Source organism: Sphingomonas montanisoli, assembly GCF_008274695.1.
Classification (GTDB): Bacteria; Pseudomonadota; Alphaproteobacteria; order Sphingomonadales; family Sphingomonadaceae; genus Rhizorhabdus; species Rhizorhabdus montanisoli.
Genome location: NZ_VTOU01000001.1, coordinates 659,316 through 679,199 on the forward strand (window position 1 = coordinate 659,316; position 19,884 = coordinate 679,199).

General features: G+C 64.3%; 22 protein-coding genes. 10 read left to right on the plus strand and 12 right to left on the minus strand.

Translation table 11 applies throughout. The features are described 5' to 3' along the window. Window positions 1-49: 49 nt before the first annotated feature. The 5 genes from FYJ91_RS03330 to FYJ91_RS03350 all read right to left on the minus strand — a co-directional run bounded on the left by FYJ91_RS03330 (window position 50) and on the right by FYJ91_RS03350 (window position 4,904). Window positions 50-586: a peroxiredoxin gene (locus FYJ91_RS03330; RefSeq protein ID WP_149520840.1), complete on the minus strand. Its 537-nt coding sequence runs from the start codon at window positions 584-586 to the stop codon at window positions 50-52. Window positions 587-689: 103 nt separating this feature from the next. Next, window positions 690-1,445, minus strand: a complete 756-nt coding sequence (locus FYJ91_RS03335) for an ABC transporter ATP-binding protein (protein WP_149521316.1) — start codon at window positions 1,443-1,445, stop codon at window positions 690-692. Further along, complete coding sequence (locus FYJ91_RS03340) at window positions 1,445-2,227, minus strand: MlaE family ABC transporter permease (RefSeq protein WP_149520841.1); 783 nt, start codon at window positions 2,225-2,227, stop codon at window positions 1,445-1,447. The genes FYJ91_RS03335 and FYJ91_RS03340 overlap by 1 nt, the downstream gene beginning before the upstream one ends. Window positions 2,228-2,243: 16 nt before the next feature. Next, complete coding sequence (gene alr / locus FYJ91_RS03345) at window positions 2,244-3,287, minus strand: alanine racemase (protein WP_149520842.1); 1,044 nt, start codon at window positions 3,285-3,287, stop codon at window positions 2,244-2,246. A 27-nt stretch (window positions 3,288-3,314) separates the two neighbouring features. Then, window positions 3,315-4,904 (minus strand): MFS transporter, encoded by a 1,590-nt coding sequence (locus FYJ91_RS03350; protein WP_149520843.1) that lies wholly within the window; start codon window positions 4,902-4,904, stop codon window positions 3,315-3,317. A 129-nt stretch (window positions 4,905-5,033) separates the two neighbouring features. On the opposite strand from FYJ91_RS03350, the gene FYJ91_RS03355 reads away from it, so the two are divergent. After that, window positions 5,034-5,642 (plus strand): DUF4142 domain-containing protein, encoded by a 609-nt coding sequence (locus tag FYJ91_RS03355; RefSeq protein ID WP_149520844.1) that lies wholly within the window; start codon window positions 5,034-5,036, stop codon window positions 5,640-5,642. Window positions 5,643-5,952: 310 nt separating this feature from the next. Further along, window positions 5,953-6,426, plus strand: a complete 474-nt coding sequence (locus tag FYJ91_RS03360) for an Hsp20 family protein (RefSeq protein WP_149520845.1) — start codon at window positions 5,953-5,955, stop codon at window positions 6,424-6,426. Window positions 6,427-6,641: 215 nt separating this feature from the next. Here FYJ91_RS03360 and FYJ91_RS03365 read toward each other — a convergent pair whose 3' ends face one another. Then, window positions 6,642-6,839 (minus strand): YdcH family protein, encoded by a 198-nt coding sequence (locus FYJ91_RS03365; protein WP_149520846.1) that lies wholly within the window; start codon window positions 6,837-6,839, stop codon window positions 6,642-6,644. 216 nt (window positions 6,840-7,055) lie between these two features. On the opposite strand from FYJ91_RS03365, the gene FYJ91_RS03370 reads away from it, so the two are divergent. Further along, window positions 7,056-7,211 carry a YdcH family protein gene (locus tag FYJ91_RS03370; RefSeq protein ID WP_149520847.1) on the plus strand — a complete coding sequence of 52 codons (156 nt, stop codon included), beginning with the start codon at window positions 7,056-7,058 and terminating at the stop codon, window positions 7,209-7,211. A 99-nt stretch (window positions 7,212-7,310) separates the two neighbouring features. Here the strand turns inward: FYJ91_RS03370 and FYJ91_RS03375 are convergent, their stop codons facing one another. The 3 genes from FYJ91_RS03375 to FYJ91_RS03385 form a co-directional block, all read right to left on the minus strand. Continuing rightward, complete coding sequence (locus tag FYJ91_RS03375; RefSeq protein WP_149520848.1) at window positions 7,311-7,688, minus strand: PilZ domain-containing protein; 378 nt, start codon at window positions 7,686-7,688, stop codon at window positions 7,311-7,313. An 88-nt stretch (window positions 7,689-7,776) separates the two neighbouring features. Then, window positions 7,777-8,235, minus strand: a complete 459-nt coding sequence (gene dksA / locus FYJ91_RS03380; protein WP_149520849.1) for an RNA polymerase-binding protein DksA — start codon at window positions 8,233-8,235, stop codon at window positions 7,777-7,779. A 193-nt stretch (window positions 8,236-8,428) separates the two neighbouring features. Next, a complete protein-coding gene (locus FYJ91_RS03385; RefSeq protein ID WP_149520850.1) occupies window positions 8,429-9,004 on the minus strand; it encodes a preprotein translocase subunit YajC in 576 nt (191 codons plus the stop codon). Between the two features lie 161 nt (window positions 9,005-9,165). Between FYJ91_RS03385 and serS the strand changes: the two genes are divergently transcribed. Together serS and surE are read left to right on the plus strand one after the other, a co-directional pair. Then, window positions 9,166-10,443 (plus strand): serine--tRNA ligase, encoded by a 1,278-nt coding sequence (gene serS / locus FYJ91_RS03390; RefSeq protein ID WP_149520851.1) that lies wholly within the window; start codon window positions 9,166-9,168, stop codon window positions 10,441-10,443. Continuing rightward, window positions 10,443-11,216, plus strand: a complete 774-nt coding sequence (gene surE / locus FYJ91_RS03395) for a 5'/3'-nucleotidase SurE (RefSeq protein ID WP_149520852.1) — start codon at window positions 10,443-10,445, stop codon at window positions 11,214-11,216. Before serS ends, surE begins: the two co-directional genes overlap by 1 nt. Window positions 11,217-11,352: 136 nt before the next feature. On the opposite strand, the gene dnaJ is transcribed toward surE, so the two are convergent. Further along, window positions 11,353-12,474, minus strand: a complete 1,122-nt coding sequence (gene dnaJ / locus FYJ91_RS03400; RefSeq protein WP_425473968.1) for a molecular chaperone DnaJ — start codon at window positions 12,472-12,474, stop codon at window positions 11,353-11,355. 74 nt (window positions 12,475-12,548) lie between these two features. After that, the gene (gene dnaK / locus FYJ91_RS03405) at window positions 12,549-14,444 is read right to left on the minus strand and encodes a molecular chaperone DnaK (protein ID WP_149520854.1); all 1,896 of its coding nucleotides are present in this window, start codon (window positions 14,442-14,444) and stop codon (window positions 12,549-12,551) included. Between the two features lie 162 nt (window positions 14,445-14,606). Here dnaK and FYJ91_RS03410 point away from each other — a divergent pair, with 162 nt between their 5' ends. Then, on the plus strand, window positions 14,607-15,065 hold the full coding sequence (locus FYJ91_RS03410; RefSeq protein WP_149520855.1) for a copper chaperone PCu(A)C: 459 nt from the start codon (window positions 14,607-14,609) through the stop codon (window positions 15,063-15,065). A gap of 2 nt (window positions 15,066-15,067) precedes the next feature. Next, the gene (locus FYJ91_RS03415; RefSeq protein WP_149520856.1) at window positions 15,068-16,021 is read left to right on the plus strand and encodes a sulfotransferase family protein; all 954 of its coding nucleotides are present in this window, start codon (window positions 15,068-15,070) and stop codon (window positions 16,019-16,021) included. Window positions 16,022-16,159: 138 nt separating this feature from the next. On the opposite strand, the gene grpE is transcribed toward FYJ91_RS03415, so the two are convergent. Next, the gene (gene grpE / locus FYJ91_RS03420) at window positions 16,160-16,696 is read right to left on the minus strand and encodes a nucleotide exchange factor GrpE (protein WP_149520857.1); all 537 of its coding nucleotides are present in this window, start codon (window positions 16,694-16,696) and stop codon (window positions 16,160-16,162) included. Between the two features lie 185 nt (window positions 16,697-16,881). Here grpE and FYJ91_RS03425 point away from each other — a divergent pair, with 185 nt between their 5' ends. From FYJ91_RS03425 to FYJ91_RS03435, 3 genes are read left to right on the plus strand one after another with little or no spacing between them, the layout of a single operon-like run. Next, window positions 16,882-17,988: an 8-amino-7-oxononanoate synthase gene (locus FYJ91_RS03425; protein WP_149520858.1), complete on the plus strand. Its 1,107-nt coding sequence runs from the start codon at window positions 16,882-16,884 to the stop codon at window positions 17,986-17,988. Continuing rightward, window positions 17,985-18,605, plus strand: coding sequence for a dethiobiotin synthase (gene bioD / locus FYJ91_RS03430; RefSeq protein WP_149520859.1), 621 nt, complete (start codon window positions 17,985-17,987; stop codon window positions 18,603-18,605). Before FYJ91_RS03425 ends, bioD begins: the two co-directional genes overlap by 4 nt. Beyond that, window positions 18,602-19,846, plus strand: coding sequence for an adenosylmethionine--8-amino-7-oxononanoate transaminase (locus tag FYJ91_RS03435; protein ID WP_149520860.1), 1,245 nt, complete (start codon window positions 18,602-18,604; stop codon window positions 19,844-19,846). Before bioD ends, FYJ91_RS03435 begins: the two co-directional genes overlap by 4 nt. The last annotated feature ends 38 nt before the right edge of the window (window positions 19,847-19,884 follow it).

The following is a 19,884-nucleotide window of genomic DNA, read 5'->3' on the forward strand; positions in this document are numbered from 1 at the left end:
CTCCCCCTCCGTCAGCTGCGCTGACACCTCCCCCTGGCGGGGGAGGATTTCACTTCGGGTTGGTTTTCAGCCAATCGAGGACGTTCTCCGGCGCGCTGACGCCATAGGGATCTTCGTCCGATCCATCGTCGTTGATGCCGGGTTCCTCGAACCAGGCGACGACCTTGCCGTCGTCGACCACCATCGCATAGCGCCACGAACGATCGCCGAAGCCAAGATGGTCCTTGTTGATCAGCATGCCCATGCGGCGGGTGAAATCGCCCGATCCATCGGGCAGCAGCTTGGTCTTGCTGAGCCCCAGATTCTTGCCCCACTGGAACATCACGAAGGCATCGTTGACCGAGAGGCAGTAAACCTCGCTGGCGCCGGCGGCCTTCAGATCGTCATAGCTGCGTTCATAGGCCGGGCACTGCTCGGTCGAACAGGTCGGTGTGAAGGCGCCGGGGAGCGCGAACACGACGTTGCGGCCCTTGCCGAGCAGATCGCCGGTCTGGACATCCTGCCAGCGGAACGGGTTCGGCCCTTCGACGGTCTCGTCGCGGACGCGGGTCTTCAGGGTAACGTTGGGAACTTCGCGGCCCAGCATGGCTCACTCCTCATTATCGTGCGGTGAGACGGATATGCCGAGAGATCGTTGATCGATCAAATTGGAAAGTCGGGTTTCAGTAATCGAAACCCTCGTTCAATCCCTACCGGATCGGCCCCTCGGCACGCCCTTGAACGAACTGGTCAACATAAGGGTTGCCGCTGTCGTAAAGCCGGTCGCGCGGCCCGCGCCAGATGATCTTGCCCTGGTAGAGCATGGCCACGCGGTGCGCGATCTTGCGCGCCGAGGCCATGTCGTGGGTGATCGTGAGCGCGGTGACGCCCAGATCCTCGACCAGGCTGACGATCAGATCGTTGATCACGTCGGCGCGGATCGGATCGAGCCCGGTGGTCGGCTCATCGAAGAAGATGATCTCCGGCCGCGGCGCGATCGCGCGGGCCAGCGCGACGCGCTTCTGCATACCCCCCGAAAGCTCGCTGGGGCGCAGATCGAGGATCTTGGACGACAATCCGACACGTTCGAGATTTTCGGCCGCGATCTTGCGCATGTTCGTCGCATCGCGCGCCTTGCCCTGCGTTAGCGCGAAGGTGACGTTGCGCCAGATCGGCAGCGAATCGAACAGGGCCGATCCCTGGAACAGCATGCCGAACTTGGCGCGCATCTTTTCCAGATCGCGCCCACGCAGGCCGACGACGTCCTGCCCGTCGATCCGGATCGACCCGCGATCGGGCTTCACCAGCCCGAGGATGCATTTGAGCGTGACCGATTTGCCGCTGCCCGACTGTCCGATGATCGCCATCGATTCGCCGCGCTCGATCTCGAGGTTGATGCCGTCGAGGACGCAATTGTCGCCGAATGTCTTGGCGACGCCTTCGAGAACGATCTTATGGTCCGCCATCATCCGAACGCCACCAGCGTGATGATCATGTTCGACAACAGGATCAGGATGAAGGCGGATACGACCGCGTCGGTGGTCGCCCGGCCGACCCCCGCCGCGCCGCCCTTTGCCTTGAAGCCATGATAACAGCCCATCAGCGCGATGAAGAAGCCGAAGAAGCCCGATTTGACCAAGGCCATCTGCAGGTCGGTCGCGGTCAGAAACTGACGGGTCGTGTTGAGATAGCCGGCGGCATTGAAATCGAGCTTATAGACTGCGGTGAAATAACCGCCAAAGATGCCGATCGCATTGGCGATCAGGACCAGCAACGGGACTGCGATCAATCCCGCGATGATGCGCGGCGCGATCAGATAGCGGAACGGATCAGTGCGCAAAGTCGTCAGCGCATCAAGCTGCTCGGTGACGCGCATCGTGCCGATTTCGGCCGCCATCGCCGAAGAGACACGCCCTGCGACCATCAGGCCGACAAGCACCGGCCCCAGTTCGCGCACCATGCCCAGCACCACGACCGCCGGCACCGTCGAGGTCGCATTGAAGCGCGAACCGGCCGTGTAGATCTGCTGCGCGAGCGCGGCGCCCGAGAAGATCGCCGTCATGCCGACGACAGGCAGCGACAACCAGCCCAGCAGAAGCAGCTGCTCCAGGATACGACCCGGATAATAAGGCGGGCGGACGGAGTGGCTGATCGCCTTCCAGGCGAAGATCGCGAGCCGGCCGAGCTCCGCCAGCGCCCCGATCAGCAATCGGCCTATCGAGGCGAACAATCCTATGACGGCACTCAAATCGCGGACTTCCGTGCTATTTCCAGACGCGCTGATAGCGGGAGCCTAGCCCGGTCAGCAACTCATATTGCGACATGCCTGTCGCCGCGGCGGCGGCGGGCAGATCATGGTCGATTTCCAGCCAGTCGCCCGCAGCCAGATCGGCATCGCCCAGATCGACTGCGATCAGATCCATCGACACCCTTCCGGCCAGCGGCAGGACGCGATCGCCGCCGCGCGCGAAGCCATGCCCGGCAAAGGCGCGAAAATAGCCGTCGGCATAGCCGAGGTTGAGGATCGCGACGCGGGTCGGGCGGGTCGCCGTGAAGGTGGCGCCATAGCCCACCGTCTCGCCGGCCAGCACGTCTCGGACCTGCAATATCTCCGCTTCGATCCGCGCGACCGGGGCGATATGCCCTTCGGCCTCGGCACGCGGGATACCACCGTAGAGCGCAAGGCCGGGGCGCGTCAGATCGAAGCCATAATCCGTGCCCAGGCAGATGCCGGCCGAATTGGCCAAGCTGTAGCGCTGCGCCGTGATCGCACCGCGCAGTTCGACGAAGCGGGCGAGTTGAAGATCGTTGAGCGGATGGCCGACCTCGTCAGCGCAGGCGAGGTGACTGAGCAGAGTGTCGATCAGGAGACCGTCGAGCAGGCCCGACCGCACCTCTTCGATCGACAGGCCCAGCCGGTTCATGCCGGTATCGACCATCACGTCGCAGGGGCGCTCGGGTGCGGCCTCCTTCCAGCGTGCGACCATTTCCGCGCTGGCAAGGACAGGCCGCGCGCGACTGGCGAGCGCGACGGCCATATCGGTGGACCGCACGCCGTGAAGGACGGCGAGCGACGCCGCGTGCGGCAGATCGCCGAGCGCCAGCGCCTCGCCCCAACTCGCGACGAAGAAGTCGCGGCATCCCGCCTCGGCGAGGCGCGCGGCCACTTCGCGCGCGCCGAGCCCGTAGCCATCGGCCTTGATCGCCGCCCCTGCGGGCGCCCCGCCCCGCGCACCCAGCCAGCGCCAGTTGGCGACGAGCGCGTCGCTGTCGAGGATCAGGCGGAGCGGAGGATCATAGAGAGGCACATCCCGCCGATAGCGGGCGGGGCCGATCTATTCCAGTTCCTTCCCGCTCGTCTCGGGCAGGCCGAACAAAGTCACGACGAAGGCGAGCGCCACCACCGCGATCGTGTACCACAGTCCGGCAAACGGATCGCCGGTGCGCGCGACGATATATTGGCTGATGAAGGGCAGGAAACCGCCGAAATAGCCTGTGCCGATGTGATAGGGCACCGACATGGAGGTGTAGCGCACCCGCGCCGGGAACAGTTCGACCAGCAGGGCCGCGACAGGGCCGTAGGTCATCCCTGACAGAAAGCCGATCCCGACGATACACAGCATCATCTTCACGAAGGCGCCGGCGGACGGCGTGATCTTCTCGAGCTTGTAGCCCGCATTCGCAAGCGCGGTTTCCAGCGCTGCGGCGTCACGCGCGTCGACAGGCTTGCCGCCGATCGTCACTGCGGGTGCGGCGCCAGGCACACCCTCCACCTTTGTGTAGGCGACGCCCTTCTTGGACAAGGTGTCGAGCACCTGCCCGCAGGGCGTCTCCTGCCCCTTCGTGGCGAAAGGATCGTAGCGGCAGTCGCTGCCGGTCACGACCACAGGCGCGCGCTCCATCGCCTCGGCGAGGCCGGGATTGCCCGCCGCCGCCATCCAGTGGAACAGCGGGAATAGGAGCAGCATCGTCAGCGCGTAGCCGATCAGGATCGGCTTCTTGCGCCCCACCTTGTCGGACAGCCAGCCGAACAACACGAACCAGAACAGGCTGAACACCGCGCCGCCGCCGACGATCAGCCGCGCTGGCGTGTCCTCGATCCTGAGCGCGCTCTGGATGAAGTAAAGTGCCTGGAACTGCGCGGTATACCAAATGACGGTCAAACCGGCGGCGATCCCGAACAACGCTACCAGAATGCGGCGCCACTTGGCCCAACTATCAAAACTTTCCTTGAGCGGGTTGGCGGCGACCTCGCCGGCATCCTTCATGGCCTTGAAGACCGGGCTTTCCTTGAGCTTCAGGCGCACCCACAAGGAGATGGCGAGCAATATCAGCGAGAAGAGGAACGGCACACGCCAGCCCCACTCCGCAAACTCTTCTTTCGATAGAAACACGTTCGACGTGAGCACGACGATCAGGCTCAGCAGGAAACCGCCGATCACGCCGGCCTGGATGAAGCTGGTGTAGAAACCGCGGCGATGGCGCGGCGCATGCTCAGCGACATAGATCGCCGCCCCGCCATATTCGCCGCCCAGCGCGAGCCCCTGCAAAATGCGCAGGAAAACGAGCAGCACAGGCGCCAACACTCCGATCGTCTCATAGGTCGGCAGCACGCCGACCAGCGCGGTTGCGACGCCCATCATCGCGATGGTGACGAGGAAGGTATATTTGCGGCCGAGCCTGTCGCCCAGCACGCCGAACAGCAAAGCACCCAGCGGCCGCATGCCGAAGCCAACGCCGAAACTGGCGAGGAAGATCAGGAAGCTGACGGCGGGGTTGTCGGACGGGAAGAAATGGCCCGCGACGATATTGGCGAGCGTGCCGTAAACGAAGAAGTCGTACCATTCGAACACGGTGCCGAGCGTCGAAGCGAAGATCACCAGCCGATCGCGCTTTGCGTCAAACGCCACTTCGGCAGTCGCCATGTCCGAAACTCTCCCAAAAGTCCGTTATTTTCACTCTGGCTATGCGAGCGTCGGCCGCGCGGCAAGCGCGACGATGGAACGTCCGATATCTCAATACGTTGGGGGCCGGAACGATACCGGAGAATTGCCATGAAGAAACTGATCCTCACCAGTTCGGCCGCACTGCTCGCCCTGGCGCTCGCAGGCTGCGGCCCCAAGACCGACAAGGCTGCGGCCGACGCGTCGAACGTCGCCAGCAACGCGATGGACGATGCCAGCGCCATGGCGGGCAACGCCGTCGAGGACGTAAAGGGCGCGGTCATGCCTACGCCGACGGGCCAGGAGTTCATCAACACCGCCGCCAAGAGCGATGCCTTCGAAATCGAAGCCGCGAAATATGCCGCCACCAATTCGGCGCGCGACGACGTGAAGGCGTTTGCGGGCGAGATGGTGAAGGCGCACACCGGGTCGACCGCCAAGATCAAGGCCGCCGCCGCCGAGGCGAATCTAACCCCCGACGCGACCCTCACCGACGACCAGACGAAGGATCTGGCCGATCTGAAGGCGCTGAAGGGCAAGGACTTCGACAACAAATATGTCTCGGGCCAGATCGCCGCGCATCTCGATGCGCTGACGCTGATGCAGGGCTATGCGAAGGATGGCGATACGCCCTCGCTGAAAAAGGCGGCGGGCGAGATCGCACCGGCCGTCTCCCAGCACCTCGAAATGATCCGTGCGATCGACGCCAAGAAGGACTGACGCTCCTTCCAGCAGCGTCCCCACCTCTGTCATGCTGAACTTGTTTCAGCATCCACCAAGAGGCTGAGGCTGAACGAGAGGCTCCTGACGCAACCGTCGGGAGCCTCTCTCATTTCGTCCACGTGACAGGGTGGATGCTGAAACAAGTTCAGCATGACGGCTTTGGCCTTACGTCCGGTAGGGTTGAAATCGCTCCCCCTGTTCCCATCTCCCAGCCGTCGGCCGTGCCCAGTCGGGGCGGCAGGCGAAGGTCCGGCGGATTGTCTGCGGGCCGAATTGGTCAATCGCTTTTCGAAGGAACAGACCCTCTATGCGTACCCTTGATTTCGCCCCCCTGCTGCGGTCCTCGATCGGTTTCGAGAATCTCAATCGCCTGGTCGACTTTGCGACCCGTGGTGAGGGCGACAGCTATCCCCCTTATAATATCGAGAAGACGGGCGACGGCGCCTATCGCATCCAGATGGCGCTCGCCGGCTTCAGCCGTGATGAGATCGACGTCACGGTGCAGGACAATGTTCTGGTAATCATCGGCCGCGCCGGCGAGCAGACCGAAGGTGCCGATGCGCCCCAATACCTGCATCGCGGCATCGCCAAGCGCGCGTTCGAGCGCCGCTTCCAGCTCGCCGACACCATCAAGGTGACCGCGGCGGGCTATGAGAACGGCCTGCTCAACGTGTCGCTGGTGCGCGAAATCCCCGAGCACAAGAAGCCGCGCCGCATCGCGATCGATGGCGTCGAGCCTGCTCAGGTGATCGACGCCACGCCGGAGAAGGCGGCGGCGTAAGCGTCACGTCGCCCTAGGAAACAGGAAGGCCGGGTCCGCAAGGATCCGGCCTTTTTTGCTTGGCGGTCACCCCCCTCTACCCACCTCGTCATTGCGAGCGTAGCGAAGCAATCCAGGCCCGCATGTGAGAGGCGCGCGACCAACTCCAGTGCAGGCCTGGATTGCTTCGTCGCCTTCGGCTCCTCGCAATGACGAGGTGAATGGGAACAGGTTGCCTAAGCGATGATATCGGGGATCAGCATATCCTCGAGCATCGCAATCTCATCCTTGAGGCGGAGCTTGCGCTTCTTGATGCGCGCGACCTGAAGCTGATCGACCGCATTGGCCGACAGCAGCGCGTCGATCGCCGAATCGAGATCGCGATGCTCCTGCCGCATCAATTCGATCCGCCGTAGAATCAACTCGCTGTCCAAGGCGGCCGTCTCCTCATTCCCCGTCCGCGATTCTAGCGGGAAAGACGCACCATGCTCAAGCGCAGAGAGGCCGACGCCCAAGCTTTGCAATTCGTTACGCCGATGGCGCGACCAATCGGGTCCGGGGAAGGATTGATGTCGTTTTTATGACGCGACACGACTCGGAAAGCGTGATTTACTCGTCCGTCTGTCGGTGATGAAAGGAGAACATGCCAAATGTTGACCACTCACTCGTCCGCCCTTCAAGCCAAGCATGCCGGTATCGAGGCACGCATCGCGGCCGAAAGTCGCAGGCCGTCGCCCGATGACATCCTGATTGCCAATCTCAAGAAACAGAAGCTTCGACTCAAGGAAGCGATCGCGCGGCTCTAACGCCCGGAATGGGCGGCGCTCTATAGCTCCGCCCTTCATTCCCGCTTTCTAATAGCTACCTACGCCGACAGGCGGAGGCCAGGTCGTTCACGCGCGACTTCAGTCAACCCTGAAGCCTGGGCGCCGCAACGGCTTGGTCGCGGCCGCAAGGCGCGGCGGCAAAGATCTGGCGAGCGGCTGGCGCGCGAGCAAGGGATTGATCGGCAGCGCGAAGGTGACGCCGAAGCGCTTGCCTTCGACCCAGGCGATCTCGCCACGAACCGGCGGCAGGCCGCGCATCTCGACATCGACGATCGCACCCTGATCATAGATCGTGTCGGAAACCGCCATCAGCCCGGTTGCGGAAAGATCGCGTATGCGGATCGGCTGGCGTGGCCGTGCGACATCGCCACACGCACTGATCGCCCCGAGCAGCATCATCCGCTGCCGCGGCTTGCGCCGATCCTGATCGCCTCTGTTCGCTGCTCGCCTGGTCATTCTCTGCCGTCCAATCGCACCGCTATCGGCGCCATTTCAGCAGCGAATGTTGGACAAAAGATTAAAGGGCGGAAAAACCGCCCCAAACCTATTCGTCGCGCGAGATTTTTTCGTTCCGCTCGTGGCGCTCCTGCGCCTCGACCGTCATCGTCGCGATCGGGCGGGCTTCGAGCCTCCCAAGCGAGATCGGCTCGCCGGTGACTTCGCAATAGCCATATTCGCCTTCCTCGATTCGGCGCAGCGCAGCGTCGATCTTGGAGATCAGTTTGCGCTGCCGATCACGCGTGCGAAGCTCGATCGACCAATCGGTCTCCGACGACGCCCGGTCGGTCAGGTCTGCCTCGCGCAGGGTATCGGTCTGCAACTGCTGCAGCGTACCCGCCGACTCGCGGAGGATCGAATCCTTCCATGCGCGCAACTTGCCCCGGAAATAGGTCAGTTGCCGTTCGTTCATGAAGGGTTCTTCGGAAGACGGCCGGTATCCGTCGTCCATTTCGAAATGCGGAACCTTATCCGGATTCGTAACGCCACTCAGCAACGTCGCCATCCTATTCACCGCTCTTATACGGTGTCGGAGTTGCCGCCCTACGGCCGCTCCTCGACCTCTGCCCGAGCGGGCCTATAGACAGGCGTTAACGCGCGCACAAGCGGCCCTTGCGAGTCATTCACAGCTTTTTATTCAGCGCGAAGCCCCGATCGTTGCGCACGACCGGGGCTCCTTGAACCTACTATTTGGGTGATTAGTTCTGACCGGCGGGCGCAGCAGCACCCTTGGCGGCCGCTTCGAGCTGCGCGGCGGTCATGCCGATAACCGCGCCGTTCGGCCCCTTGGCCAATGCAGACTTGGGCAACTTCGCCTTGGCGTTGGCGGTGGCGACGACGACATTTTCGCCTTCGATCGCCTCGATCTTGCCTACCGCACCGCCCTGCGGATCGCTGACCGTGGTGCCGGGCTGCAGCGACGCGAGGAACTCGGCCTGCTGATCCGCGCCAGCACCCTTGGCGGCGGCTTCCAATTCGGCCTTGGTCATGCCGATCAGAAGTGCCTTGTCACCTTTTGCGAAGGCCGAGACAGGAACGGTTGCCTTGACCACACCGGTGTCGATCACGGCATTCGTGCCATCGGTCGATGCGATCGTGCCGACCGCGCCGCCCTTCACGTCGGTAACTGTCGCGCCAGCGGCGACATTGGCCGTGGCTGTTGCGGCCGGAGCCGTCGCGGGGGCCGCTGCAGGTGCCGCCGCGTCCTGCGCAAGCGCCGGTGCCGCAGCCGCGGTCAGGAACGCCGAGGCAAGAAAAACAGCTCGCAAAGTCACAATGTTCACTCCTTGCAATTGATACTCGTAGGAAATGACTCCTCAATCGCGATCAAAGTTCCACCTTTCAGCGGCGAAACGAGCCTCCGCCAAGGCAATGCGTCGAAATGCAGAATACCAAGAGCGTTGCGCGGGGTCGCGCGCGAAGCCATAGGGCAGGCATGCACGACATTCGCCTGATCCGGGACGATCCCGCCGCTTTCGACACCGCCCTCGCCCGCCGTGGCGCTGCCTCGCAGAGCGCCGCGCTGATCTCGCTCGATGAACGCAGCCGTGCGATCACGACCGAGTTGCAGGCCGCCCAGGCGCGCCGCAACGAGGCGTCGAAGGCGATCGGCCAGGCCAAGGCGCAGAAGGACGAGGCGACCGCCACTGCCATGATGGCGGAGGTGGCGGCGCTCAAGGAGAAGATGCCCGCACTCGAAGCCGAAGGTGCGCAGATCGATGCCGATCTCAACGCCGCCCTTGCCGCGATCCCGAACCTGCCCGCCGAGGACGTGCCCGATGGCGCGGACGAGGACGGCAATGTCGAGCAGCATCGCTGGGGCAATCCGCCCGACTTCGATTTCGAGGCGAAGGAGCATCCCGACTTCGCCGACAAGCTGGGCCTCGATTTCGAAGCCGCCGCAGCGATCTCGGGTGCGCGCTTCGCGATCCTCAAGGGCGGCATCGCGCGGCTCCAGCGTGCGCTCGGCCAGTTCATGCTCGACCGGCAGACCGCACGCGGCTTTACCGAAGTCATCCCGCCGCTGCTGGTGCGCGACGAGGCGATGTTCGGCACAGGACAGCTCCCCAAGTTCGCCGAGGATCTGTTTCAGACGACCGACGGGCGCTGGCTGATCCCAACCGCCGAGGTGAGCCTGACCAACATGGTGCGTGAGCAGATCCTGGCCGAGACCGAGCTGCCGACCAGGCTGACCGCCCTCACCCCCTGCTTCCGTTCCGAAGCGGGCGCGGCCGGGCGCGACACGCGCGGGCTGATTCGCCAGCACCAGTTCGACAAGGTCGAGCTGGTCGCGATCACCACACCCGAACAGTCCGATACGGTGCACGAAGAAATGACCCGCGCCGCCGAAGCGATCCTCGAGGAACTGGGCCTCGCCTATCGCCGCGTCCTGCTATGCACCGGTGACATGGGCTTCGGCGCGCGCAAGACCTTCGATCTCGAAGTCTGGCTGCCGGGGCAGCGGAAGTATCGCGAGATCAGCAGCATTTCGAACTGCGGTGACTTCCAGGCGCGCCGGATGAACGCGCGCTATCGGCCCGCCGGCGAGACGAAGGGCACGCGCTTCGTCCACACACTCAACGGATCGGGCCTCGCGGTCGGCCGCACACTCGTCGCGGTGCTCGAGAATTACCAGCAGGCCGATGGATCGGTGCGTATCCCGCAGGCGCTCGTCCCCCATATGGGCGGCATGACCGAGCTGTGCGCCAGCTGATGCGTATCCTGCTGACCAACGATGACGGCGTGAACGCGCCGGGGCTGGCGGTGCTCGAAGCGATTGCGCGGACCTTGTCCGACGACATCACGATCGTGGCCCCAGCCGAGGAGCAATCGGGCGCGGGCCGGTCGCTCACCCTCACCCGCCCCTTACGCATGCGCCAGCTCGACGAGCGCCGATATGCGGTCGCGGGGACGCCGACAGACGCGGTGATGATGGCGCTGACCGAGGTGATGAAGGACGGCGCACCCGACCTGATCCTGTCTGGGGTTAACCGCGGCTCCAATCTGGCCGAAGACGTGAGCTATTCGGGCACGGTCGCCGCTGCGATGGAGGGCGCGCTGGCGGGCATCCGTTCGGTCGCGCTCAGCCAGATCTACACAAAGAAGGGCAATGACGGCCCCGGTACCGACGTCAGCTTCGCCGCCGCCGAAGCCTGGGGCGAACGCGCTCTGCGCCCGTTGCTCGACGCGCCGTGGGCGCCGCGCACGTTGGTGAACATCAACTTCCCCGCGATCGATCCCGAATCGGTTCAGGGCATCAAGGTCGTCAGCCAGGGGCTGCGCGATTATGGCGGTGCGACGATGGAGCGCCGCATGGACCCGCGCGGCTTCCCCTATTACTGGCTGCGCCTTGCGAGCCGCCTCGGCAGCACGGCGGTGGATACGGATCTCGAAGCCGCCGCCGATGGCTGGGTGACGGTGACACCGCTCCACTGCGTGCTGACGCATGAGCCCTCGATGGCTTCGTTGGCGGACGCTTACCGCTAATCCTCTCCCGATAGGGGGAGGGGGACCGGCGCAGCCGGTGGAGGGGTAGCTAGAGAAGGCGCGCATCGCTGCCGGCCAATACCCCTCCATCAGTCCTGCGGACTGCCACCTCCCCCTCCGGGGGAGGATATCGATGTCAGTCGAACATACCCTTCAACCGCGAAAAGAAGCCGCTCGATTGCGGGCATTCCTCGCCGGTCTCGGTCTCGCGAAACTGTTCGAGCAGTTCCTTCTGCTTCGCGCTCAGCCGCGTCGGCGTCTCGACGTCGATCTGGATGACGAGGTCGCCATGGCCACGGCCGTTGAGGACCGGCATGCCCGCGCCCCGCTGACGGATCTGTTTGCCCGACTGGATACCCGCCGGGATACGAATCTCGTGCACCTTGCGATCGAGCCCTGGCACCTCGATCGAACCGCCGAGCGCCGCTGTCGTGAAGCTGATCGGCGCGCGCGCGAACAGGGTCGTGCCATCGCGCTCGAACAGCTCGTGCTGCTTGATGTGGAGGAAGATGTAGAGGTCACCCGGAGGCGCACCCTGTGCGCCCGCCTCGCCTTCACCCGTCAGGCGGATGCGCGTACCTTCGTCGACACCGGCAGGGATGCGGACGTCGAGCGTCTTGGTCCGTTCGACACGGCCTTCGCCATGACAGTCACCACAGGGATCGGAAATGACCTGGCCTGCGCCATGACACGCGGGGCAGACCCGCTCGACCATGAAGAAGCCCTGCTGCGACCGTACCTTGCCGTGGCCACCGCACGTGCCGCACTGCTTGGCACTGGTGCCGGGCTTTGCGCCCGCGCCGTGGCAGGTATCGCATTGGACCGCGACATCGACCGTGATCGATGCCTGCTTGCCGGCATAAGCCTCGTCCAGCGTGATTTCCATATCGTAGCGCAGGTCGGCACCGCGCCGCACACTCTGACGCCCGCCGCCACCACGGCCGCCCATGAACTCACCGAAGATGTTCTCGAAGATGTCGGAGAAACCTTCGAAGCCCTGCTGGCCACCGCGGCCGCCGCCAAACCCGCCATTCTCGAACGCGGCCTTGCCGAATCGGTCATAGGCGGCGCGTTTCTGCGGGTCCTTCAGGACGTCATAGGCTTCGCTGATCGACTTGAACTTCGCCTCGCTGTCGGCGCACCCCGGATTCTTGTCCGGGTGGCACTGCATAGCGATGCGTCGATAAGACGTCTTGATCGTCTTGTCGTCGGCGGTGCGCTCGACTTCGAGCAATTCGTAATAATCGAGGTCAGCCATCACGCCCCCGCAGGATGCTGACCGGCCCCGTCGGTGAAGACGGAGCCGGAAAACGCATTACACATGTGACAGGCTTACGCCTTCTTGTCGTCGACTTCCGAGAATTCGGCGTCGACCACATTGTCATCGGCGGGCGCGTCGGCACCCGGCGCAGCCGCCGATGCCTGCTCCTGCTCGTAGATCGCCTGACCGAGCTTCATCGCGACCTGCGCGAGCGCCTGGGCCTTGTCGGTCATCTGGCCGGCATCGCCGGATTCGATGGCCGTCTTGGTTTCGGCGATCGCCGCCTCGATCTCGCCCTTCAGCGCCGCATCGACCTTCGATCCATGCTCCTCGAGCTGACGCTCGGTGGTGTGAACCAGGCTTTCCGCATTGTTCTTAGCCTCGGCGGCGGCGCGGCGCGTCTTATCCTCCTCGGCGAACTTTTCGGCATCCTTGACCATCTGATCGATGTCATTATCCGAAAGGCCACCCGAGGCCTGGATCTTGATCTGCTGCTCCTTGCCGGTGCCCTTGTCCTTGGCCGACACGTTGACGATGCCGTTGGCGTCGATGTCGAACGTGACCTCGATCTGCGGCACGCCGCGCGGCGCCGGCGGGATGCCGACCAGATCGAACTGACCCAGCATCTTGTTGTCGGCGGCCATCTCGCGCTCGCCCTGGAAGACGCGGATCGTGACGGCGTTCTGGTTGTCGTCGGCCGTTGAATAGACCTGCGACTTCTTCGTCGGGATCGTGGTGTTGCGATCGATCATGCGGGTGAACACGCCACCCAGCGTCTCGATGCCCAGCGACAGCGGGGTCACGTCGAGCAGCAGCACGTCCTTGACGTCGCCCTGCAGCACGCCCGCCTGAATGGCGGCGCCCATCGCAACGACTTCGTCCGGATTCACGCCGGTGTGCGGCTCCTTGCCGAAGAACTGCTTCACGACTTCGCGCACCTTGGGCATGCGGGTCATGCCGCCGACCATCACGACTTCGTCGATGTCGCCGGTCTTGAGGCCCGCATCGGCGAGCGCCTTCTTCAGCGGCTCGATCGAACGCTGGATCAGCGGATCGACGAGGCGCTCGAGATCCGCGCGGTTGATCGCCTTCACGAGATGCTTCGGGCCGGTTGCATCGGCGGTGATGAAGGGCAGATTGACTTCGGTCGTCTGTGCCGACGACAGCTCGATCTTCGCCTTCTCGGCCGCTTCCTTCAGACGCTGGAGCGCGAGGCGATCCTTGGTCAGGTCGATGCCCTCGGCCTTCTGGAACTCGGCCGCCAGATATTCGACGATGCGCGAATCGAAGTCTTCACCACCCAGGAAGGTGTCGCCGTTGGTCGACTTCACCTCGAACACGCCGTCGCCGATCTCGAGGATCGAGATGTCGAAGGTGCCGCCGCCCAGATCGTAGACCGCGATGGTCTTGCCATCATTCTTCTCGAGGCCATAGGCCAGCGCTGCCGCCGTCGGCTCGTTGATGATGCGCAGCACTTCGAGGCCCGCAATCTGGCCGGCGTCCTTGGTCGCCTGGCGCTGCGCGTCGTTGAAGTAAGCGGGAACCGTGATGACGGCCTGGGTGACCGTCTCGCCCAGATAGGCTTCGGCGGTTTCCTTCATCTTCTGCAGCGTGAAAGCGCTGATCTGCGACGGGCTGTAATCCTTGCCACCCGCCTGGACCCATGCGTCGCCATTCTGACCCTTCACGATGTGATAGGGGACCAGCTCGGTGTCCTTCTTGGTGATCGGATCGTCGAAGCGGCGGCCGATCAGGCGCTTCACCGCATAGACCGTATTGTCCGGATTGGTGACGGCCTGGCGCTTCGCAGGCTGGCCGATCAGACGCTCGCCATCCTTGGCGAATGCGACGATCGACGGCGTGGTGCGCGCGCCTTCCGCATTTTCGATAACCTTGGGCTTGCCGCCTTCCATCACGGCGACGCAGCTGTTGGTCGTGCCCAGATCGATACCGATAACCTTAGCCATTATGTTCCTTTCAGCCCCATTCTGTTCAGACACCCAGGCCCCCAGATAACGAGGCGAGCTTGGGTTTCGGTCTGCAATTGACTGGCGCGATATAGGGGGGGATTTTGTTGCCGCAAGGCTTCGCCGCGCCTATTCGACAGCAGATTTTCGAAGGAGATTCCTGTGCGGCACATCATCCTGCTCGCGACGGCCGCTATCGCCGTCACTGCGTGCAAGCCCAAGCTGGCGGATCAGCCGCGCGTCAAGGATGCCTGGGTTCGCCTTTCTCCCGTCCCCGGACGGCCGGCGGCAGGCTATTTTGAGCTTAAGGGCGGCACCGCAGACGACAAGCTTGTGGCGATCGACAGCGCCGTCGTCGAGAAGATCGAACTGCACCAGAGCGCCATGTCCGGCGGAATGATGACAATGACCCCGATCGCCGAAGTCGCGATCCCTGCGGGCGGCAAGGTGGCCTTCTCACCCGAGGGCAATCACGCGATGCTCTACGGTGTCGATGCCGCGATCAAACCGGGCACCGCCATCCCGCTGCTCTTCCGCTTCGCCAGCGGCAAAAGCTTCGAAGCGGAGGCGAAGACGGTTGCGGCCGGCACCGATCACGACATGGGAGGCATGGCGCACTGACGATGCCTGCGGTCGAAACAGAACGCCGATCGCCGGTCTTCCTGGTCGGGGCCGAGCGGTCCGGATCGACGATGATGCGGCTGATGCTCAACCATCATCCCGACATCGCCTTTGCGGGCGAGAGCGACTTCATCGTCGATGCGATCACGCCCGAGGGCCGTTTCATGAAGCGCGAGGCGTTCCTGCGGATGCTCTCGCTCGATCGCGTGTTCGGCAATCGCAAGCTCAATATCGCGCAGGGCCTGAACTTCGTCGGCCTCGCCAACGACTTCCTCGACCAGATCGCGGCGACCAAAGGCAATCCCGCGGTCGTTGGCATGACGGTCCACCGCCATTTCGACCGGCTTCTGCACCTGTGGCCCGACGCGCGCTTCATCCATCTCGTCCGCGACGGGCGGGACGTGGCGCTCTCGACGATCCCGATGGGGTGGGCGGGCAATATGTGGCGCGGCATCCGGCTGTGGGTCGAGGCGGAGGATTGCTGGCACGCGCTGTCCGAACGCCTGCCCGATGATCGGATCATCACGGTCAAATACGAACATGTGGCGCGCGACGCCGAATATGAACTGCGGCGGGTGACCGACTTCCTTGGCCTGCCGTTCGGCCCCGAAATGCTGCGCTATTCGGATAGCTCGACCTATAGTTCACCGCATGGCGACAGCGTGGGCAAGTGGCGCAAGGCCGATCCCAAGGATCTGTCTGCCGCCGAGTTTCGCGGCGCGCGCTGGCTGCTTCAGAACGGCTATCTGCTCAGCGGCACCATCAAGGCGCCGTCGATCTTCCGCCGCGCGATGTTCCGCGTGCAGGATCGTGTCGTGATCGCCAATTATCGGCGCAAGAAATTCGGCACGAAGCTGTGGCTCGAAAGCCTCATCTACTCACGCTTCGGATCGAAGAAGCAGCATGCGCGAATCGTGCGCGCGCAGAACGTGATCATCGACCGGCATTTGAAGTAGGCCGGGCACACATCTCGTCATTGCGGGACGCCGAAGGCAACGAAGCAATCCAGGCCCGCACTAGAGAGCCTCGCGAGCTTCTCTAATGCGGGCCTGGATTGCTTCGCTTCGCTCGCAATGACGAGCTAGCTGGGTGTCTTACTCCGCCGCCTTCGCCACCGCGACCAGCGCCGGGCGCAGCAGGCGGTCCTTGATCATGTAGCCGCTCTGCATCTCCTGAACGACGGTGCCGGGCTCGGCGTCGCTGGGCAGTTCGATCATCGCCTGATGCTTGTTGGGGTCGAGCTTCTCGCCCATCGCCTCGATCTTCGAGATGTCGTTGCGCTGGAAGATGTTGTCGAGTTCCTTGCCCGTCATCTCGATGCCGGCGATCAGCGACTTGACCCGCTCATCCTCGCGCAGTTCGGCCGGGATCGCGATGATGGCGCGCGACAGATTGTCGGCCACCGACAGGATATCGCGCGCGAACTTCGTGACGGCATAGGCGGCGGTATCGGCCTTTTCCTTCTCGCCGCGGCGGCGGACATTCTCGGTCTCGGCGCGTGCGTAGAGCACGTCCTGCTTCAGGCGCACGATCTCGCTTTCGAGCGCGGCGACGGGGCTTTCGGGCGGCGCCTCCGCCTGCTCGACTTCGGGCGTTTCGATGTCGTTCTCGTTGATCGGTTCTTCGTTCATGCTCTCGTCCGATGTTCGGTGTCGCGGGCCGATATAGTCAAACGCAGCGCCACGAAAAGATGGCAGTGCGATCTTCGAGCCGCTATCGCGCCCCCAACCCACCGTTCGTATCGAGCGAAGTCGAGATACGTTGGCGTGTGGAGACGTGTCTCGACTGCGCTCGACACGAACGGAAGAAGTAAGACATGTCGATCCTCGACGGCCATAAACAAGCGCTCGACGTCCTTGCCCAACGTGCGCGAACCCGCTCGCTGATCGCGCGCAGGGGCGCCGATTTCGCCTCCAACGACTATCTCGGCCTGTCGGGATCGCAGGCGCTGCGCGATGCCGTGGCGGCCGCGATCGAGCGCGGGGTGGCGATCGGCGCGGGCGGATCGCGGCTGCTGCGGGGCAACGATCCCGAGCACGAAGCGCTGGAGGCGGAGGCAGCCGCCTTCTTCGGCAGCGAAGCGTCGTTGTGGTTTTCGAGCGGGTTTGCCGCGAACAGCGCGATCTTTGCGACGCTGCCTGCCCAACGCGATCTGATCGTCCACGACGCGCTGATCCATGCGAGCGCGCATGAAGGGATGCGCCTGGGCCGCGCCACGACCGTTTCGGCGGCCCATAACGATCCGCAGGCCTTCGCCGACGCGATCGGCACATGGCGCGCGGGGGGCGGCAAGGGCCGCGCGTGGATCGCGGTGGAAAGCCTTTACAGCATGGACGGCGACATCGCGCCGCTCGCCGACCTGGCCGAAATCGCGGCGCGTGAGGACGCCTTCCTCGTCATCGACGAAGCGCATGCCACCGGCGTGTTCGGCCCCGACGGACGCGGGCTCGCCGCCAATCTGGAGGGCCGCGAGAATGTCGTCACCCTGCGCACCTGCGGCAAGGCGCTGGGCACCGAGGGCGCTTTGGTCTGTGCGGCGCGGGCCCTGATCGACACCTTGGTCAGCCGCGCGCGCGGCTTCATCTTCTCGACCGCCCCCTCCCCGCTGATGGCCGCAGCGACCCGCGCGAGCCTGCACCTGCTCGTCGCCGAACCCGAACGCCGCGCGCAACTCCACGACCTCATCGCCCACGCCGCCACCGTCCTGCCCGCGACCGGCAGCCAGATCGTGCCCGTCATCATCGGGGACGATGCCCGCACGATGGCGATCGCGGCCGAACTACAGGCCAACGGCTTCGACGTGCGCGGCATCCGCCCGCCAACGGTGCCGCCCGGCACCTCGCGCCTGCGCATCTCGCTCACCAACAATGTCACGCGCGATCAGGTCAGCGGCCTCGCCGCGCGCATCGAGGAACTGGCATGACCCTGGTCGTCACCGCGACCGACACTGACGTCGGCAAGACGGTCTTTTCCGCCGCGCTCACCGCCGCGATCGACGGCTGTTACTGGAAACCGGTGCAGGCGGGGCTCGACGACGGGACGGACAGCGAGCGGGTCGCGCGCCTTTCCGGCCTGCCCGCCGATCGCATCCTGCCCGAAGCCTATCGGCTCAAGACCCCCGCCTCCCCACATTTCGCCGCCGCCATAGACAATGTCCTGATCGAGCCGGAGGCGTTGACGCCCCCCGCCTGCGACCGCCGCCTCGTCATCGAAGGCGCCGGTGGCGCTTTGGTACCGCTGACGGGCGGCATCCTCTACGCCGACATCTTCGCGCGCTGGCGCTACGACACGATCATTGTCGCGCGGACCAGCCTGGGCACGATCAACCACAGCCTGTTGACGATCGAGGCATTGCGCAACCGCGACGTGCCGATCCTGGGCATCGCCTTCGTCGGCGACGCGAACGAGGATAGCGAAGCGACGATCGCCGCGATCGGCCGTGTCAAACGCCTCGGCCGCCTGCCCCACCTGCCCACGCTCGATCCCGCCAGCCTGCGCACCGCCTTCGCCGAGAATTTCCGTATCGAGGATTTCGGATGAGTTCGCCCATTTGGCACCCCTTCACCCAGCACGGGCTGGGCGAGGAAATCCCGTTGATCGCGCGGACCGAGGGCGCGATCCTCCACGCTGCCGATGGGCGGCGCTTCGTCGACGCGATCTCGTCCTGGTGGGTGACGACCCACGGCCACCGCCATCCGCGCATCATGGGTGCCATCGCCGAACAGGCCACCAAGATGGACCAGATCATCTTTGCGGGCTTCACCCACGAACCCGCCGAGCGACTGGCAGCCGGGTTGATCGAGATCATGCCCGCCGAGTTGGCGCACGTTTTCTATTCGGACAGCGGATCGACCAGCGTCGAAGTCGCGATCAAGATGGCGCTGGGCTATTGGCTCAACCGGGGCGAGCCGCGCCATCGCATCGTCGTGATGGAGCATAGCTATCATGGCGACACGGTCGGCACGATGTCGCTGGGCGAGCGCGGGGTCTATAATCGCGCCTATCAGCCTTTGTTGTTCGACGTTTCCGCTTTGCCCTTCCCGACCGGGGACGGGCAGGCGACGCTAGATGCGCTGGAGGCGGCGTGCCGGGAGAAGCCCGCCGCGCTGATCGTCGAGCCTCTGATCCTCGGCGCGGGCGGGATGCTGATCTACACGCCCGCGATCCTTGCCGAGATGCAGGCGATCTGTGCACGGCATGACGTGCTGTTCATCGCCGACGAGGTGATGACCGGGTGGGGCCGCACGGGCACGCTGCTGGCCTGCGAACAGGCCGGCGTGGTGCCCGACATCCTCTGTCTGTCGAAGGGGCTGACCGGCGGCGCCGTGCCACTGGCGGTGACAATGGCGACGTCGGAGATTTTCGAGGCGCATCGATCTGATGATCGCGCGAAGATGTTCTTCCATTCGTCGAGCTATACCGCCAACCCGATCGCCTGCGCGGCGGGCCTCGCCAATCTCGGCATCTGGCGCGACGAGCCGGTGCTCGATCGCATCGCCGATCTTGCCGCGCGTCAGGCCGCGCATCTCGCCGCGCTCGATCACCCCAAGATCGTCAACAGGCGGCGGATCGGCACGATCACCGCAATGGAACTGGCCGGCGACACGCCCGATTATCTGGACGGGATCGGCCCGAAACTCGGCGCTTTCTTCCGTGCACGCGGGCTGTTGCTCCGCCCGATGGGCAACACCGTCTATGTGATGCCGCCTTATTGCATCGAATCCGACGATCTCGACGCAATCTATGCCGCCATCGCGGCGGCAGCGGACGAAGTCGCTTAAGCGAAAAGGCGGGAGGTGCCTCCCGCCTTTCGATAGCT